13 protein-coding genes and 1 pseudogene are annotated in these 18,343 nt (G+C 40.4%); all 14 read left to right on the top strand.

All coding sequences use genetic code 11. The features are described 5' to 3' along the window. The first annotated feature begins 10 nt into the window (after positions 1-10). The 14 genes and pseudogenes from SMIDD28_RS01245 (at position 11) to SMIDD28_RS01175 (ending at position 18,315) form a co-directional block, all read left to right on the top strand. Positions 11-739, top strand: coding sequence for an ABC transporter permease (locus SMIDD28_RS01245; protein WP_061424101.1), 729 nt, complete (start codon positions 11-13; stop codon positions 737-739). A 447-nt stretch (positions 740-1,186) separates the two neighbouring features. Next, positions 1,187-1,396, top strand: coding sequence for a helix-turn-helix transcriptional regulator (locus SMIDD28_RS01240; protein WP_001107500.1), 210 nt, complete (start codon positions 1,187-1,189; stop codon positions 1,394-1,396). Continuing rightward, positions 1,386-1,874 carry a DUF6773 family protein gene (locus SMIDD28_RS01235; RefSeq protein WP_061424099.1) on the top strand — a complete coding sequence of 163 codons (489 nt, stop codon included), beginning with the start codon at positions 1,386-1,388 and terminating at the stop codon, positions 1,872-1,874. Before SMIDD28_RS01240 ends, SMIDD28_RS01235 begins: the two co-directional genes overlap by 11 nt. 115 nt (positions 1,875-1,989) lie before the next feature. Further along, positions 1,990-3,450 carry a nicotinate phosphoribosyltransferase gene (locus SMIDD28_RS01230; RefSeq protein ID WP_061424094.1) on the top strand — a complete coding sequence of 487 codons (1,461 nt, stop codon included), beginning with the start codon at positions 1,990-1,992 and terminating at the stop codon, positions 3,448-3,450. Further along, entirely contained in the window at positions 3,447-4,271 is an 825-nt protein-coding gene (gene nadE / locus SMIDD28_RS01225) for an ammonia-dependent NAD(+) synthetase (RefSeq protein ID WP_061424091.1), read from the top strand. Before SMIDD28_RS01230 ends, nadE begins: the two co-directional genes overlap by 4 nt. 536 nt (positions 4,272-4,807) lie before the next feature. After that, entirely contained in the window at positions 4,808-5,356 is a 549-nt protein-coding gene (locus tag SMIDD28_RS01220; RefSeq protein WP_061424090.1) for a GNAT family N-acetyltransferase, read from the top strand. A 144-nt stretch (positions 5,357-5,500) separates the two neighbouring features. Further along, positions 5,501-6,415, top strand: a complete 915-nt coding sequence (locus SMIDD28_RS01215; RefSeq protein ID WP_061424088.1) for an Rpn family recombination-promoting nuclease/putative transposase — start codon at positions 5,501-5,503, stop codon at positions 6,413-6,415. 420 nt (positions 6,416-6,835) lie between these two features. Continuing rightward, positions 6,836-7,546: a thiol-disulfide oxidoreductase-associated membrane protein CcdA2 gene (ccdA2, locus tag SMIDD28_RS01210; RefSeq protein ID WP_061424087.1), complete on the top strand. Its 711-nt coding sequence runs from the start codon at positions 6,836-6,838 to the stop codon at positions 7,544-7,546. A gap of 19 nt (positions 7,547-7,565) precedes the next feature. Then, entirely contained in the window at positions 7,566-8,132 is a 567-nt protein-coding gene (locus SMIDD28_RS01205) for a redoxin family protein (protein WP_061424086.1), read from the top strand. A gap of 9 nt (positions 8,133-8,141) precedes the next feature. Next, positions 8,142-9,253, top strand: a pseudogene (gene msrB, locus SMIDD28_RS01195) (peptide-methionine (R)-S-oxide reductase MsrB). 70 nt (positions 9,254-9,323) lie between these two features. Further along, entirely contained in the window at positions 9,324-10,061 is a 738-nt protein-coding gene (locus tag SMIDD28_RS01190; RefSeq protein WP_061424083.1) for a response regulator transcription factor, read from the top strand. After that, positions 10,058-11,749, top strand: a complete 1,692-nt coding sequence (locus tag SMIDD28_RS01185; protein ID WP_061424082.1) for a cache domain-containing sensor histidine kinase — start codon at positions 10,058-10,060, stop codon at positions 11,747-11,749. The genes SMIDD28_RS01190 and SMIDD28_RS01185 overlap by 4 nt, the downstream gene beginning before the upstream one ends. Positions 11,750-11,863: 114 nt before the next feature. Further along, positions 11,864-12,427 (top strand): TIGR01440 family protein, encoded by a 564-nt coding sequence (locus SMIDD28_RS01180; protein ID WP_061424081.1) that lies wholly within the window; start codon positions 11,864-11,866, stop codon positions 12,425-12,427. 2 nt (positions 12,428-12,429) lie between these two features. Beyond that, complete coding sequence (locus SMIDD28_RS01175) at positions 12,430-18,315, top strand: ZmpA/ZmpB/ZmpC family metallo-endopeptidase (RefSeq protein ID WP_061424079.1); 5,886 nt, start codon at positions 12,430-12,432, stop codon at positions 18,313-18,315. The last annotated feature ends 28 nt before the right edge of the window (positions 18,316-18,343 follow it).

The raw sequence follows: 18,343 nt of genomic DNA, 5'->3' as shown, positions 1-18,343 counted from the left end.
GGTTATAATCATGAAATTAAATAAATTAAATTTTCTTAAGGAAAATATAAGAGATTTATATTCATCAGGCGTAATATATCTTGGATTGATTATCTCGTTTATACCGCCGATACTGGTTACATTCTTTATTCTAAAGAGTCAAGGGACATCACTTGGTATTAAGCATATTTCAAATTTTTATGCTATGCTCGGTATGTTAATGGCTGTTATACATGCTAACCGAATTATTAGTAGGGATTTTTCCCACAATGCGATAAGTTTATTTTATAATCAACAGAAAAATCGGATGATTTACGTCTTGTCCAATTTTCTATATGCCATCTCAGTTTCCATTATTTATGCTTTGAATGGCATTGTGTTACTAGTCATCGTAAGTAAATTGGGTGTTCCAGGTGATTTAGGATTAGATTTTATAGTAGCCATTGTAGTCAATACAATTTTGTTAGTCCTATTTTATTTTCTATTATCTTACACTTTCTATTTATACAAATTGAAAAGTGGCTTGGTATTTGGTATTTTAGTAGCTTTACTACTCTTTGTCCCTAATATATTAAATACGATTATGATGAATACTAGTAATGATTTGTTTATCAAAGCAATTGAACTTCTTCCTTTTTATTCCTTACCTGTATTTGTTGCTTCAAATACGATGTCTATTAGTCAGTATCTTGTGGCAATCACTACAATCATTTTATTGTACTTTTTCACTCTCAAGAAAAGCAAGGAGTATTCATTTTAGTTTTGTTTAGTATTATTTTGTAGACTTAAAATCTAGTAAAAAATAAAAAGTACTTGCACCTATCTTGCTTTCGTCTCTTCACGGGAGGTATCTCTATGAAAAAAATCAGTCATCTTTGTATGCTCCTGCTCTTGCTGTGTACACGTTTTTGTCTTACACTAGACTCATTTCCAAAAGCATTATATAATAGTGATATGAAAGCAACTAAACTAAACAAGAAATACAAGTAATCAAAACTCGTTTAAAAGACTCTACTAAAGCTAATACTAAACAAAAAAATCAAATAGCCAGCTAGGGAGTTTATTTCAAACAATCTAACATACTGATTTTAGGCTGAAGATAATATTGGAGTGCTAATTAATGAGGTTATAATAAATAGCTGACAGCTTGTGTTAGTTTTGGATTTTTTAAGAGTAGATGAGTATTAAAATTATTAGGAGGACGCAGGTGGCTAAAAATTTAAAATTAAAATTAGCTCGAGTCGAGCTTGATTTAACACAAGGTCAACTGGCAGAGGCTGTCGGGGTGACGCGCCAGACTATTGGTTTGATAGAGGCGGGAAAATACAATCCCAGTCTCTCGCTCTGCCAGTCCATTTGCAGATGTTTAGGGAAAACCCTAGACCAACTATTTTGGGAGGAAGAAGATGGTAAATAAATTCATTCATTATCAATTACTTGACGAAAGAGAAGAACAACTAATCAATAAAGCTGGGGCAGAATCCTTTTCCCTCTTCATTGTGCTTGTGCTTCTAAGCTATTTGGTGGCTGTATTAGCTCCCTCTCTTTTTAATCCGAATTTTCTAGTCTATACTCTGATAGTAGGAATTTTCTTCTTTTTCAATCGTGCCCGTTATCTGGGAGTGACCTACTATAGTCGTTTTCATTTTACGATTTTGGGTTGTTTTTTCCTAACCTTGGCGATTACAACTCTATTGATGTTGCAGAATTATCAATTCAACATAGAAATTTATCAGCACAATCCTTTGAACGCTAAATACCTGTCCGCTTGGGTCATTACTTATGTCATTTACCTTCCTTGGGTCTTTATCGGCAATCTTGGTCTGAAGAGCTATGGCGAATGGGCTCAGAAAAAGTTCGAGCAAGACATGGATGAATTGGAGAGTGGAGAATAGCTTGTTACACTTTTCTCAATCCAGCTAAAATGTGATATAATAGTACTAATTTATTGGAATACATGAAAGTTTTTGAAAATTTTCATGGGTTTCTAGTTAAGGAAGTAGGAAGAGTATGTATCCAGATGATAGTTTGACATTGCACACGGACTTGTACCAGATTAACATGATGCAGGTTTACTTTGACCAAGGGATTCACAATAAAAAGGCGGTCTTTGAGGTTTATTTCCGCCAACAGCCTTTTAAGAACGGCTATGCGGTTTTTGCTGGTTTGGAAAGAATCGTGAACTATCTTGAAGACTTGCGTTTTTCAGATAGTGATATTGCCTATTTGGAGTCGCTGGGCTATCATGGGGCATTCTTGGACTATCTCCGCAATTTCAAGTTGGAGTTGACCGTTCGTTCTGCCCAAGAAGGGGATCTGGTTTTTGCTAATGAACCGATTGTGCAGGTGGAAGGCCCTCTAGCCCAATGTCAGTTGGTCGAAACAGCCCTTTTGAACATCGTTAACTACCAGACTTTGGTGGCTACCAAGGCAGCTCGTATTCGTTCAGTTATTGAAGATGAGCCTTTGATGGAGTTTGGAACACGTCGGGCGCAAGAAATGGATGCGGCTATATGGGGAACACGCGCAGCGGTGATTGGTGGTGCCAATGGAACCAGCAACGTGCGTGCTGGTAAACTCTTTGACATTCCTGTCTTGGGGACCCATGCCCATTCCTTGGTGCAGGTTTATGGGAACGACTATGAGGCCTTCAAGGCTTATGCTGCGACCCACAAAAATTGCGTCTTTCTTGTGGATACCTATGACACCCTTCGCATCGGTGTGCCAGCTGCCATTCAGGTGGCGCGTGAGCTGGGCGACCAGATTAACTTTATGGGTGTGCGGATTGACTCTGGGGATATTGCCTACATTTCCAAGAAAGTCCGTCAGCAGCTTGACGAGGCTGGATTTACAGAGGCCAAGATTTATGCTTCAAATGATCTAGATGAAAATACCATCCTCAACCTCAAGATGCAAAAGGCTAAGATTGATGTCTGGGGTGTGGGAACCAAGCTGATCACAGCCTATGACCAACCAGCTCTTGGGGCAGTGTATAAGATTGTGGCCATCGAAGATGAAAGTGGCCAGATGCGCAACACCATCAAGCTGTCAAATAATGCGGAAAAAGTGTCTACGCCAGGTAAGAAGCAGGTGTGGCGCATTACTAGTCGTGAAAAAGGTAAGTCAGAGGGTGACTACATCACCTATGATGGTGTGGATGTGAGCGACATGACTGAAATCAAGATGTTCCATCCGACCTATACCTACATCAAGAAGACAGTTCGTAATTTTGATGCTGTTCCTCTCTTGGTGGATATTTTCAAAGACGGACAATTGATTTACAAGTTGCCTAGCTTGACTGAGATTCAGGCTTATGCCCGTAAGGAATTTGACAAGTTGTGGGATGAGTACAAGCGTGTGCTCAATCCGCAGCATTATCCAGTGGATTTGGCGCGTGATGTATGGCAAGACAAGATGGATTTGATTGACAAAATGCGCAAGGAAGCCCTTGGTGAAGGAGAAGAAGAATGAGTTTGCAAGAAACAATTATCCAAGAATTGGGTGTCAAACCTGTGATTGATGCCCAAGAAGAAATCCGTCGTTCTATTGATTTCTTAAAGAGATACCTCAAAAAACATCCCTTCCTAAAAACCTTTGTACTAGGGATTTCTGGGGGACAAGACTCAACCTTGGCAGGTCGATTGGCCCAATTAGCTATGGAAGAACTGCGCGCAGAAACTGGAGATGATAGCTACAAATTTATCGCTGTCCGCCTGCCATACGGAGTGCAAGCTGATGAAGCAGATGCTCAAAAAGCCCTCGCTTTCATCCAGCCAGATGTCAGCTTGGTTGTGAATATCAAGGAATCAGCTGATGCCATGACAGCTGTTGTTGAAGCGACAGGAAGCCCTGTTTCAGACTTTAACAAGGGAAATATCAAGGCACGTTGCCGTATGATTGCCCAATATGCCCTTGCTGGTGCCCATAGCGGAGCGGTCATTGGAACAGACCATGCTGCGGAAAATATCACAGGTTTCTTTACCAAGTTTGGTGATGGTGGTGCGGATATTCTCCCTCTTTTCCGCCTCAATAAACGCCAAGGAAAACAACTATTGAAGGAACTTGGTGCAGACCCAGCCCTTTATGAAAAAATCCCAACAGCAGACCTAGAAGAAGATAAACCAGGCCTAGCTGATGAAGTAGCTCTCGGAGTCACCTATGTAGAGATTGATGACTACCTAGAAGGCAAACAAGTTAGCCCAGAAGCTCAAGCGACTATTGAAAACTGGTGGCATAAAGGCCAGCACAAACGCCACCTACCCATCACCGTATTTGATGACTTTTGGGAGTGAAAACCTCCAGTGGAGGTTTTCAGCCCGAGCACGGAAACAAGTAAGCGAGGAAGATCCGGTAACTCACAGAGTTCGATTCCGTTGTCTCACCCCCGCAACGATGACTAGGTTTGAAAAAGCTTGGAAAAGCGCATTTCAAACCAGACAGCGACTGCGTCAAGGAACTAGATGAAAAACTTGTTTTCTAGCTGTCACTGAGTTTAGCCTTTTTACCCCGAGCATGGAAACAAGTAAGCGAGAGAAGGTCCGGTAACTTGAAGAGTTCGATTTCGTCGTCTCACCCCCGCAACGATGACTAGGTTTGAAAAAGCTTGCTAGAGCGCATTTCAAACCAGACAGCGACTGCGTCAAGGGATTAGACGAAAAACTCGTTTTCTAGTTGTTACTGAGTTTAGTATTTTTACCCCGAGCATGGAAACAGGTAAGCGAGGAAGGTCCGGTGGACCTTTTTAGCTTCTTGTCTTGAAATTCAAAAGCAAAGTAAATTTAAATTGAGATTGGACATAGAATCATCTATCAGAAAGCGAGGTAGCGTCATGAAATCTATCGGTACACAAATATTACAGACAGATCGTTTAATCTTGCGAAGATTTGTGGAAAGTGATGCAGAAGCCATGTTTCAGAATTGGGCTTCGTCTGCTGAGAATCTAACCTACGTCACTTGGGATCCCCATCCTGATGTCGAAATCACTCGAAACTCGATTCGCAATTGGGTTGCTTCCTATGCTAATCCCAACTATTACAAATGGGCCATTTGCCTCAAAGAAGACCCAAAACAAGTGATTGGAGATATCAGCATCGTTGCAATAGATGAGAACGATTCTTCTTGTGAAATTGGCTATGTTTTAGGAAAAAACTATTGGGGTCGTGGTCTTATGACAGAGGCCTTGAAAGCGGCCTTGGATTTTTGTTTTACTCAAGCAGGCTTTCAAGAAGTCAAGGCACGTTATGCCAGTCTCAATCCAGCTTCAGGTCGTGTCATGGAGAAGGCTGGAATGTCCTATCAAAAGACTATTACCAATGGTGTAGAGAGAAAAGGCTATCTTGCGGACCTTATTTATTATCAGATAAGTAAGGAGGACTGATAAGCTTAACATTTATTGCTTATCCTCTGTTCTTATTTTTTATTTACTATTTCATTTATCCTCTCTTTTCCGAATAAATAGATAGAACCATAGAATCTAGCAAAATTAGATTTTAAAATATGGTATAATAGAAGGAGGGAATGGATGATTCTCAGACATCCGGGCATCAGCCCAACTAATGACTTGGTTGCTAAGAAAATCTTTAGCAATCCAGAAATCACTTGTCAATTTATTCGCGATATGTTGGACTTGCCTGCAAAAAATGTGACCATTTTAGAGGGGAGCAATATTCATGTATTGCCTTCCATGCCGTACTCGGCGCAGGATTTCTATACCAGTATAGACGTCTTAGCTGAACTAGATAATGGCACTCAAGTAATCATTGAGATTCAAGTCCATCATCAGAATTTTTTCATCAATCGTCTGTGGGCTTACCTGTGTAGTCAGGTCAATCAAAACCTAGAAAAAATTCGCCAACGAGAAGGTGATACCCACCAGAGCTATAAACACATCGCACCAGTATACGCTATCGCTATTGTAGATAGTAATTACTTCTCAGATGATCAAGCTTTTCATAGTTTTAGTATGCGCGAGGACACGACGGGTGAGGTTTTAACCATTACCAACAATGGTCAGGAAAACCATTTAGTTAAGATGGCGTTCTTGGAATTAAAAAAATATAGAGAAACCAGCAAAGATAGCATTCGCAAACCGTGGTTGGAGTTTTTTGGGAATAAACCCTTTACCCAAGAACCCGAGCGAGCCATCAGCCAAGCAGACCAACTGCTAGACTATAAGAGCTGGTCCGAGGAGGACAGGAAGATGTTTAGTCAACTACGTATGCGTGAAGAACAGGCATTGTTAGCGCAGGACTATGCCTTGGAACAAGCAGAGGAAAAGGGCTTAGAACGTGGTCTTGAACAGGGACTGGAGCGTGGGAAAATCTTTACCTTTCTAGACTTAGTCCACCAACATGTTTTAACTTCCGAATTTGCGAGTGAACAATTGGGAATGACCGTCGCTGAGTTTGAGGCGCTATTGACAGATTATCACCAATAATGGACAAGAAAACCATCTGGTCAAGATGGCGTTCTTGGAATTAAAAAATACAGAGAAACCAGCAAAGATAAAGTGTGCAAGCCATGGTTGGAGTTTTTTGGGAACAAGCCCTTTACCCAGCGACTCGAGCGATTAGTAAAGCAGATTAACTGCTGGAATAAAGGGATACTCTGAGGAGTAGTTTTTGCAAATCAATAAGTTAATGACAGATTTTTCCGTGGTAGATGGAAGAATCTGTTTTCAGTTATGCTTGATGTGTTCTCTGAAACAGTAAGGTAGCTTACCTTTTGTATTTATGCTTCTTTTGATTTTTTAAAGTATAACCTGATTAAATTCCTATTTTTCCCTATCATTGTCCCTATTTTTTCTTGATTTTTGGAGCTATAATAGTCCTATCAAATCAAAGAATGGAGGAAGGCAATGGATACGATTATCTTTTTTATCAGTGCTTTTCTTGCTGGAATTCTTTCCTTCTTTTCTCCTTGTATCTTACCCTTGTTACCGGTCTATGCAGGGGTCTTGTTGGATGACAAAGATGGTGCTCAGGCTTCTAGTGGCAAATTTTCAATCTCAGTTGTCAGTTTATTGCGAACTCTGGCCTTTATAGCGGGTATTTCTTTTATCTTTATCTTACTGGGATATGGTGCTGGTTTTTTAGGAGACCTTTTGTATGCCTCTTGGTTTCAGTATGTGACAGGTGCGGTTATCATTCTCTTGGGTCTGCACCAGATGGAAGTCTTACATTTTCAGGGACTCTACAAGGAAAGAAGGCTACAATTGAAGAGACAGGGGCAAAAGGGTAAGGGCTATAGTCAGGCATTTTTACTGGGATTGACCTTTAGTTTTGCTTGGACGCCATGTGTGGGACCGGTTCTGGGCTCTGTTTTGGCCTTAGCGGCTTCAGGTGGTTCAGGTGCTTGGCAGGGAGCTGGTCTCATGTTGATTTACACGCTGGGTTTGGCGTTACCATTTTTGGTTCTAGCTCTAGCCTCCAGCTATGTTTTGAAACGTTTTCGAAAACTCCATCCCTATCTCGGAATCCTCAAAAAAGTGGGTGGTTTTCTCATTATTGTGATGGGAATCTTGGTTCTGTTTGGAAATGCTTCAATTTTAAGTCAATTATTTGAATAAAATGGAAAGGAATATCAGTATGAAAAAATGGCAAACATGTGTTCTTGGAGCAGGTTCGCTTCTTTGTTTGACGGCTTGTTCAGGCAAGTCCATGACTAGTGAACACCAAATGAAAGATGAAATGAAGATGGAGCAGACAGCTAGTAAAACAAGCGCAGCTAAAGGGAAAGAAGTTGCTGATTTTGAATTGACGGGAGTAGATGGCAAGACCTACCGCTTATCTGATTACAAGGGCAAGAAAGTCTATCTCAAATTCTGGGCTTCTTGGTGTTCCATCTGTCTAGCCAGTCTTCCTGACACGGATGAAATTGCTAAAGATGCTGGTGATGATTATGTGGTCTTGACAGTGGTCTCTCCTGGACATAAGGGGGAACAAGCAGAATCAGACTTTAAGAACTGGTACAAGGGTTTGGATTATAAAAATTTCCCAGTTCTAATTGACCCGTCGGGCAAACTATTGGAAAGTTATGGTGTCCGTTCTTATCCAACTCAAGCCTTTATAGACAAGGAAGGAAAACTGGTCAAAACGCAACCTGGTTTTATGGATAAGGATATGATTTTAAAAACATTGAAAGAAGTGGGGTAGAGAAAGGCCATGAATGATAAAGTAAAATTGTTTGTCTTGGCAGGAATCTTTTTCCTAGCCATAACCGGTTTCTATTTTCTATTGATGCGAAATGCAGGGCAGACAGATGCCTCGCAAATTGAGAAAGCGGCAGTTAGCCAAGGAGGAAAAACAGTGAAAAAACAGAAATTAGTAAAGACGCAGACTTGCACGAAATTTATCTAGCTGGAGGTTGTTTCTGGGGAGTGGAGGAATACTTCTCCCGCGTTCCCGGAGTGACAGATGCCGTTTCAGGCTATGCGAACGGTAGAGGGGAAACAACCAAGTACGAATTGATTAACCAAACAGGACATGCGGAAACTGTCCATGTCACCTATGATGCCAAGCAAATTTCTCTCAAGGAAATCTTGCTTCATTACTTCCGCATTATCAATCCGACCAGCAAAAATAAACAAGGAAATGATGTAGGAACCCAGTACCGTACTGGTGTTTATTACACAGATGACAAGGATTTAGAGGTGATTAACCAAGTCTTTGATGAGGTGGCTAAGAAATACGATCAACCTCTAGCAGTTGAAAAGGAGCCTTTGAAGAATTTCGTGGTGGCTGAGGATTACCACCAAGACTATCTCAAGAAAAATCCAAATGGCTACTGCCATATCAATGTCAATCAGGCTGCCTACCCTGTCATTGATGCCAGCAAATACCCAAAACCAAGTGATGATGAATTGAAAAAGGCCCTGTCACCTGAGGAGTATGCAGTTACCCAGAAAAATCAAACAGAACGGGCTTTTTCAAACCGCTATTGGGATAAATTTGAATCTGGCATCTATGTAGACGTAGCAACTGGCGAACCCCTCTTTTCATCAAAGGACAAGTTTGAGTCTGGTTGTGGTTGGCCTAGTTTCACCCAACCCATCAGTCCAGATGTTGCCACTTACAAGGAAGATAAGTCTTACAATATGACTCGCATGGAAGTGAGAAGCCGAGTTGGAGATTCTCACCTTGGCCATGTCTTTACGGATGGACCACAGGACAAGGGTGGCTTGCGCTACTGTATTAATAGTCTCTCTATCCGCTTTATTCCCAAAGATCAAATGGAAGAAAAAGGTTACGCTTATTTACTAGATTATGTTGATTAAGAGGTCTTTCCTAAGCAGTTAGAGGAGAATTTTGCTATACTGATACTAGTAAGTGACAAAGGAGAGAAGCATGACCCACACAATCTTAATCGTAGAAGATGAATATCTGGTAAGACAAGGCTTGACCAAGCTGGTCAATGTAGCAGCCTACGATATGGAAATCATCGGTCAGGCTGAAAATGGAAGACAGGCTTGGGAATTGATACAAAAGCAGGTGCCAGATATCATTCTAACCGATATCAACATGCCTCAGCTGAATGGCATCCAGTTGGCCAGTCTGGTACGAGAAACCTATCCTCAGGTTCATTTGGTCTTTTTAACAGGCTACGATGATTTTGATTATGCCTTGTCTGCTGTCAAACTAGGTGTAGATGACTACCTGCTCAAACCCTTTTCTCGTCAGGATATTGAGGAGATGTTGGGGAAAATCAAGCAAAAGTTGGATAAGGAAGAGAAAGAAGAGCAGTTACAAGATTTACTGACTGATAAGTTTGAAGGAAACATGGCCCAGAAAATCCAGTCTCATCTAGCTGATAGCCAGTTTAGTTTAAAGGCTTTGGCCAGTGACTTGGGCTTTAGTCCGACTTATCTGAGCTCATTGATTAAGAAAGAGTTAGGTTTGCCTTTTCAGGATTATCTGGTGAGAGAACGTGTCAAACAAGCCAAGCTCTTGCTTTTAACTACAGATCTGAAGATTTACGAGATCGCAGAAAAGGTTGGCTTTGAAGATATGAATTACTTTACCCAACGCTTTAAACAGATCGCGGGCGTGACACCTCGTCAGTTTAAGAAGGGGGAAGGTCGATGAAGCGTTCTTCTCTCCTAGTCAGAATGGTTATTTCCATCTTTCTGGTCTTTCTCATTCTTCTAGCTCTGGTTGGGACTTTCTACTATCAATCTAGTTCATCAGCCATTGAGGCTAGCATTGAGGGCAATAGCCAAACGACTATCAGTCAGACTAGCCACTTTATCCAGTCTTATATCAAAAAATTAGAAACTACCTCTACCAGTTTGACCCAGCAGACGGATGTCCTAGCCTATGCTGAGAATCCCAGCCAAGACAAGGTCAAGGGAATCCGAAATCTGTTTTTGACCATCTTAAAGGCAGATAAGGACTTGAAAGCAGTGGTTTTGGTAACCAAGTCCGGTCAGGTCATTTCTACAGATGACAGTGTGCAGATGAAAACTTCTTCTGATATGATGGCTGAGGATTGGTATCAAAAGGCCATTTATCAGGGAGCCATGCCTGTTTTGACTCCGGCCCGTAAATCGGACAGTCAGTGGGTCATTTCTGTCACTCAGGAACTTGTTGATGCCAAGGGAGCCAATCTGGGCGTGCTTCGTTTGGATATTTCCTACGAAACTCTGGAAGCCTATCTCAATCAACTTCAGTTAGGTCAGCAAGGTTTTGCCTTTATCATCAATGAAAACCATGAATTTGTTTACCATCCTCAACACACAGTTTATAGTTCGTCTAGTGAAATGGAGGCCATGAAACCCTATATTGAGACAGGGCAGGGTTATACTCCAGATCACAAATCCTATGTCAGTCAAGAAAAGATTGCTGGAACTAATTGGACGGTTATAGGTGTGTCTTCGTTGGAGAAGTTAGACCAAGTTCGGAGTCAACTCATGTGGACCTTGCTTGGAGCCAGTGTCACATCTCTTCTTGCCTGTCTCTGCTTGGTGTGGCTTAGTCTTAAACGCTGGATTGCTCCTCTGAATGACTTGAGAGAAACCATGCTGGAGATTGCTTCTGGTAATCAGAATCTTCGTGCCAAGGAAACTGGTGCTTATGAATTGAGAGAGGTGACTCGTCAGTTCAATGCCATGTTGGATCAGATTGATCAGTTGATGACAGCTATTCGCAAGCAGGAAGAAACAACCCGTCAGTATGAACTTCAAGCACTTTCCAGCCAGATTAATCCGCATTTTCTCTATAACACCTTGGACACCATCATCTGGATGGCTGAATTTCAGGATAGTCAGCGAGTGGTTCAGGTGACCAAGTCCTTGGCAACCTATTTCCGCTTGGCGCTCAATCAAGGCAAGGATTTGATTTGCCTGTCTGACGAAATCAATCATGTCCGCCAGTACCTCTTTATCCAAAAACAACGTTATGGGGATAAGCTGGAATACGAGATTGATGAAGATTCTACTTTTGATAATCTAGTCTTACCCAAGTTGGTGCTACAACCCTTGGTAGAAAATGCTCTTTACCATGGTATTAAGGAAAAGGAAGGTCAGGGTCATATTAGAGTCTCTGTCCAGAAACAGGATTCAGGATTGGTCATCCGTATTGAGGATGATGGCGTTGGTTTCCAAGATGTTGGTGATAGTAGTCAAAGTCAGCTCAAACGTGGGGGAGTTGGTCTTCAAAATGTTGATCAACGGCTCAAACTTCATTTTGGAGAACATTACCAGATGAAAATCGATTCTGCCCCCTCAAAAGGGACGACGGTTGAAATATACATAAATAGAATAGAAACTAGTTAACTCCCAGTCAATTCTGGGAGTTTTATGCGTAATTGGGCAAGCTTTCTAGGTTGTCTATCTTGCTAAAAACAAGAAAAAACGATATGATAGATAATGACAAAAGAGGTATCAAGTATGAAGGAAAAAGACATTCAAAGAGAAACAAACCAGATTGTAAAAGATGTATTAGAAAAGGCCAATTTGAAGCAAGGATCTATCTTTGTTTTGGGCCTTTCTTCTAGTGAAGTGATAGGTGGTCAGATTGGCAAGGAATCCAGTCAAGAAATTGGCGAAATCATTGTGAAGACCATCCTAGATATCCTAGAGGGAAAAGGAATTCATCTAGCTGTTCAAGGCTGTGAACATGTCAATCGGGCCCTCGTTGTTGAACGTCAGGTGGCAGAGCAGTTAGGTCTGGAAATGGTCAGTGTCCTTCCTACTCTCCATGCAGGAGGTTCGGGTCAGTTGGCAGCCTTCAAGTTTATGCAAGATCCAGTTGAGGTTGAATTTATCAAGGCTCATGCTGGGTTGGATATCGGAGACACTGCAATTGGTATGCATGTTAAGCATGTTCAGGTTCCGATTCGCCCTCTTTTGAGAGAAATTGGGCATGCCCATGTAACGGCGCTGGCTAGCCGTCCAAAATTAATTGGAGGTGCGCGTGCGCATTATCCACAAGATTCTATCAGAAAGTCGTAAGAATGAAAAAAACAAAACAACAACTAGAAAAAATCACAAAATATTCGATTCGTAAGCTAACTATTGGGGTAGGTCCTGTAGCCATTGGGGCCTTCCTTTTTGGTGCCAGTACTCTTTTAGTAGATAAGGTTCAAGCCAATGAAGTCGGTGGTGCTCATAGCGTTCATTACCGTTATTTGGCGGAGCAGGAGTTGACCGAGTCTGAAAAAGCCCTGATTCACCATGAGGTTCCTACAGAATTTCAAGATGAAGATATTCTCTATGTAGTTTATCGCAAGAAGGCAACTGACAGTCAACAACTCCCTTACACAGGAAGTAAAGAATTAACCTTGGCAGGCCTTGGCTTAGCAACGGCCTCGCTAGCAGTCTTTTTGGTGTCAAAAAAAGGTCGTAAAGAGGTTCTAGGTGTTCTCTTGATTGGTTCTTTAGGAGCCAGCACCTTTGTACCTTATGGGACATTCGCATTTGAAAATAAAGAATTGCTTTCTTATAACCAAACTATTTCAGCCTCTACACATGAAGGCTTGGCTGAAGGAATCATCCACATTGATGGCTATGAATATATTGGATACTTTAAGGAAGCAGAACTCCATCCCTCAAGACCAGCTTCAGCTGAGCAGCCTCAGTTGCCAGTAGAAAAGCAAAGTGCAAATGAAATCGAGAAAACAGAAGTAGTTCAAGAAAGATCTGCTGTTGCTCCAGAAACTATCGTTGAGAATCCTGTAGTAGAGACTCCAGTTGCTCCTGCGGTTGAAGCAAAACCAGTTTCTGAGAAGCCTCAGATAAGACAGGAAGAGAATTTGGTAGAGATCCCTTTTGAAACGGTCACAAGCCCAGATGCTAATTTGGCAGAAGGACAGACTCGTATCGTCGCAGCTGGAGTAAATGGTCAGCGTCGTCTTGTAACCAAGGTATCGATGGTTAACGGTCAAGAAGTTAGAGAAGTCATCGAAGACCAAGTAGTCCAAAATCCTGTGTCGCAAGTCATTGTAGTCGGAACTAAGAAAGAGGTACAACCTGCCCCAACTCCAGTACCACAAACTGAGCAAACACATCAAGTAGCTAAAGGAACCCAAGAAGAAGGTAGAGCAGGCCAAGCCTTAACGCAACCTGAATTACCAGAGGCCTCAGTAGAAGAAAAAGGAACTCAAGAGGAGGGGAAAACAGGCCAAGCTCTTACACAGCCAGAACTTCCAGAATATCATGAAGCAAAAGGTGTTCAAGAAGTAAAAGAAGGTGAGAAACAAGGCCAAGCTTTAGTACAGCCAGAACTTCCTGAATATAAAGAACCAGTTTCAACAAAGGGAACTCAAGAACCTGGTCAAGAAGGTCAAGCACCAGTACAAGAAGTAAACCCAGAATATAAAGTAACAACAGGTACAGTTGAGAAGTCTACCGAAAGTGAATTGGATTTCACAACAGAAGTAGTTCCAGATGACACAAAATATGTGGATGAAGAAGTAGTTGAACGTCAAGGTACTAAAGGAGTTCAAGTTACGAAAACAACTTATGAAACAGTGGAAGGTGTAGAAACAGATAAGGTCGTTTCTACAACTACAGAAGTGAAAACTCCTGCTATTTCTAAAATTATTAAAAAAGGTACAAAACCGATTGAAGGAACAAAAGTTGAAACAAGAGAAGAAGTCATTCCTTTCGCTACAAAAACAGAAGATGATGACACTTTAAAACGTGGAACAACTAAAGTTACTCAAGAAGGTGTAAATGGTAAGAAACAAATTACTGAAACTTATAAAACAATTCGTGGTGAAAAAACGACTGAACCACCAACAGTTACTGAAAAAGTTATCTTACAACCTCAAGATAAAATTATAAAGAATGGTACAAAAGGTTTAGAAAAACCAACATTACAATGGGCTAATACTGAAAAAGATGTCTTGAAGAAGAGTGCGACAGCTAGTTATACATTGACTAAGCCAGCTGGAGTAGAAATTAAATCCATCAAATTAGCGCTAAAAGATAAAGATGGACAAGTTGTTAAAGAAGTAACAGTAGCTGAAAATAATTTAAACGCTACTTTAGATAAATTGAAATATTATCAAGGTTACACCCTATCTACTACAATGGTTTATGATCGTGGAGAAGGTGAAGAAACTGAGAAATTAGAAGATAAACAAATTCAATTAGACCTTAAAAAAGTTGAAATCAAAAACATTAAAGAAACAAGCTTGATGAGTGTAGACGATGCTGGTGTTGAAACAGATAAGAGCTTATTAACTGAAAAGCCGACAGATATTTCTCCATTATATTTACGTGTGACAACTCACGACAACAAAGTGACAAGACTTGCAGTAAGTTCTGTTGAAGAAGTTGTTGTAGATGGAAAAACATTGTACAAAGTCGTAGCGAAGGCTCCAGACTTAGTTCAACGTAGAGACGATGATACACTAAGTGAAGAGTATGTTCATTACTTTGAAAAACAAAAATCAAAAGAAGGTAACGTTTACTACAACTTCAACGAGCTTGTAAAAGATATGCAAGCTAATCCAACGGGTGAGTTCAAACTTGGTGCAGACTTGAATGCTGTGAATGTTCCGACTCCGAATAAACAATACGTGACGAACACCTTTAAAGGTAAGTTGTATAGTGAAGGTGATAAACGTTATACCATTCACAACCTAGCTCGTCCGTTGTTCAATCGTGTGGAAAACGCTCATATTCATGATATCAACTTTGGTAATGTGAATATCAATATGCCGTGGGCTGATAAAACAGCTCCACTTGGAGAACTATTTAAGAACTCAACGATTGAGAATATTAAAGTTACAGGTAATGTGGTTGGTAATAACGACGTTACAGGTATGGTCAACAAACTAGATGAATCCAATATGCGTAATGTAGCCTTTATTGGTAACATCACAAGCGTTGGTAATAAAGGTTGGTGGTCTGGTGGACTTGTCAGCGAAAGCTGGAGAAGTAACGTAGACAGTTCTTATGTTGACGCGAACATTAAAGCTAACAATGCTAAATTTGGTGGACTTGTTGCCAAAGTCAACCATGGTGGAAATCCAAATGATGTTAAACAAAAAGGTCGATTAACAAAATCTGTTGTCAAAGGTACCATGACGCTTCAAACGAACAATCAAAGTGGTGGTTTAATTCATGAAAACTATGACTGGGGTTGGGTTGAAAATAACGTCAGCATGATGAAAGTGACAAATGGTGAAATGATGTATGGTTCTGGATCAGTTGACTCAGGTGATCCATACTTCGGATTTGATTACTTCAAGAACAATGTGTATGTGAACGATGTTGCATCAGGTAACGTTTCTTATAACCGTTCGAAACAAATTAAGGGTGTCGATCAAGCAGAAGCGGATAAACGTATTGCTTCGTTCAATATCACAGCTGATAAATATGAAATCACACCATATTTGACTGATAAACTGAATCACGTAGCGTATAAAGAAGACACGTATAAAACTACTCAAGATTATAATGCAGAACGTGAACTTGCATACCGTAATATTGAAAAACTTCAACCGTTCTACAATAAAGAGTGGATTATCAATCAAGGTAATAAACTTGCAGAAGGTTCAAACTTGTTAACCAAAGAAGTATTATCAGTTACAGGTATGAAAGATGGTCAATTTGTAACAGACTTGTCAGATGTTAACAAAATCATGATTCACTATGCAGATGGTACGAAAGAAGAAAAAGCTGTTACGCTCAAAGCCGATTCTAAAGTTCAGCAAGTGCGTGAATATAGCATTGATGGTTTGGGTGACGTAGTTTACACACCAAATATGGTGGTTAAAGATCGTACTCAATTACTAAGTGATGTTAAAGCGAAATTAGATACAATTACTCTTGAATCTCCTGAAGTTCGTGCGATTTCAAATAATGTTCCTGCATTATACCTTGAAGAAAGTTTTGTAGATACAAAAGCAAATCTTGATAAGTTAGTAAAAGCTCTTGTTGAAAATGAAGATCATCAGTTAAATGGTGATGAGGCAGCCATCAAAGCACTTCTTAAGAAAGTAGAAGATAATAAAGCTAAAATTATGATGGCACTTACTTACCTCAATCGTTATTATGGAATTGAATATGGTGACTTGAACATTAAGAATATGATGATGTTTAAACCAGATTTCTATGGCAAGACACCAAGTGTTATTGACAGATTAATTCGAATTGGCTCGCAAGAAAAGAACTTGAAGGGTGATAGAACTCAAGATGCGTACCGTGAAATGATTGCAGGAGATACTGGTAAAGGTGATTTACGTAGTTTCTTAGATTATAATATGCATCTCTTCACAAATGACACGGATCTTAATGATTGGTTTATTCACTCAGCGAAAAATGTTTATGTTGTAGAACCTGAAACAACAAATCCAGACTTCAAAAATAAACGTCATCGCGTCTTTGATGGTCTAAATAATAACATGCATGCTCGTATGATTCTACCATTGTTGAACTTGAAAAAATCACATATTATCTTGATTTCAACTTATAATACCATGGCATACAGCTCGTTTGAGAAATATGGTAAGAACACTGAAGCTGAACGTGAAGCCTATAAAGCACGTATTCAAGAAGTTGCAAAAGCTCAACAAACATACTTAGACTTCTGGTCACGTCTTGCACTTCCGAATGTTCGTGATCAACTACTTAAGAGCCAAAATATGGTCCCAACACCAGTATGGGATAACCAAGCTTATGCAGGTATTGGCGGAGCTAATCGTATGGGTTATGCTGACGGTGGAAAAGTCGCAACCCCTGTTCGTGAATTATTTGGTCCGAGCGGTCGTTGGCATCAGACAGATTGGCGTATGGGTGCGACTGCTAGAATTTATGGTTCACCACAAAATGATGAACAAGTTTTCTTCATGGTAACAAATATGTTTGAACCATTCGGTATTTCTGCCTTTACACATGAGACTACTCACGTCAATGACCGTATGGCCTATCTTGGTGGTCATGGACATCGTCAAGGTACAGATCTTGAAGCGTATGCGCAGGGTATGTTACAAACGCCTGATAGTTCTACTTCTAATGGTGAATATGGTGCTCTTGGTATTAATATGGCTTATCATCGTCAAAATGATGGAAATCAATGGTATAACCCAGATCCTGATAAGTTAAATTCACGTGAAGCGATTGATCATTATATGAAGAATTATAATGATGCGCTTATGATGTTAGACCATCTTGAGGCTGATGCTGTATTACCGCATTTAAATGGAAATACGAGTCGCTGGTTCAAGAAAATGGATCGACAATACCGTAGTGGAAATTCAGGTCATCAGTTCGATAAAATTCGTGAGTTGACAGAGGATGAGAAAAAAGTAGTCATCAATACAATTGATGATTTGGTAGATAACAACTTGATTACTAAACATGGTGCTCCTGGAGATGGTACTTATAATCCATCAGACTTTGGATCAGCTTATGTTAATATGAATATGATGACCGGTATCTATGGCGGTAATACGAGTCAAGGTGCACCTGGTGCTGCATCCTTCAAACACAATACATTCCGTATGTGGGGTTACTTCGGATATGAGAATGGATTTGTTGGATATGCTTCTAGCAAATATCAAGGTGCTGCAAACAGTGAAAATAAAGGTTTACTCGGCGACGACTTCATTATCAAGAAAGTTTCTAATGGAAGATTCACTAACCTTGAAGACTGGAAGAAAGAATGGTTCAGGGAAGTCAAAGCAAAAGGTGAAAAAGGATTTACTGCCATTGAGATTGATGGTAAACAAATTACAAATTATGCTGAACTAAAAGTGTTGTTTGATAAAGCGGTTGAGGCTGACCTAGTAGGTGGAGGAACAGCTAAAACGGTGGAACTTAAATCAAAAGTCTTCAAAGCACTTCTTAAAAATACAGACGGATTCTCAGGAAATCTTTTTAAAGCATAGATTGTATTAAATAGATGAGTAAAAAGGT

This window comes from Streptococcus mitis (assembly GCF_001579045.1).
GTDB lineage: Bacteria > Bacillota > Bacilli > Lactobacillales > Streptococcaceae > Streptococcus > Streptococcus mitis_D.
Note: the sequence above shows the minus strand (reverse complement) of the source record. Positions and strands in the feature narration are given on the sequence as shown.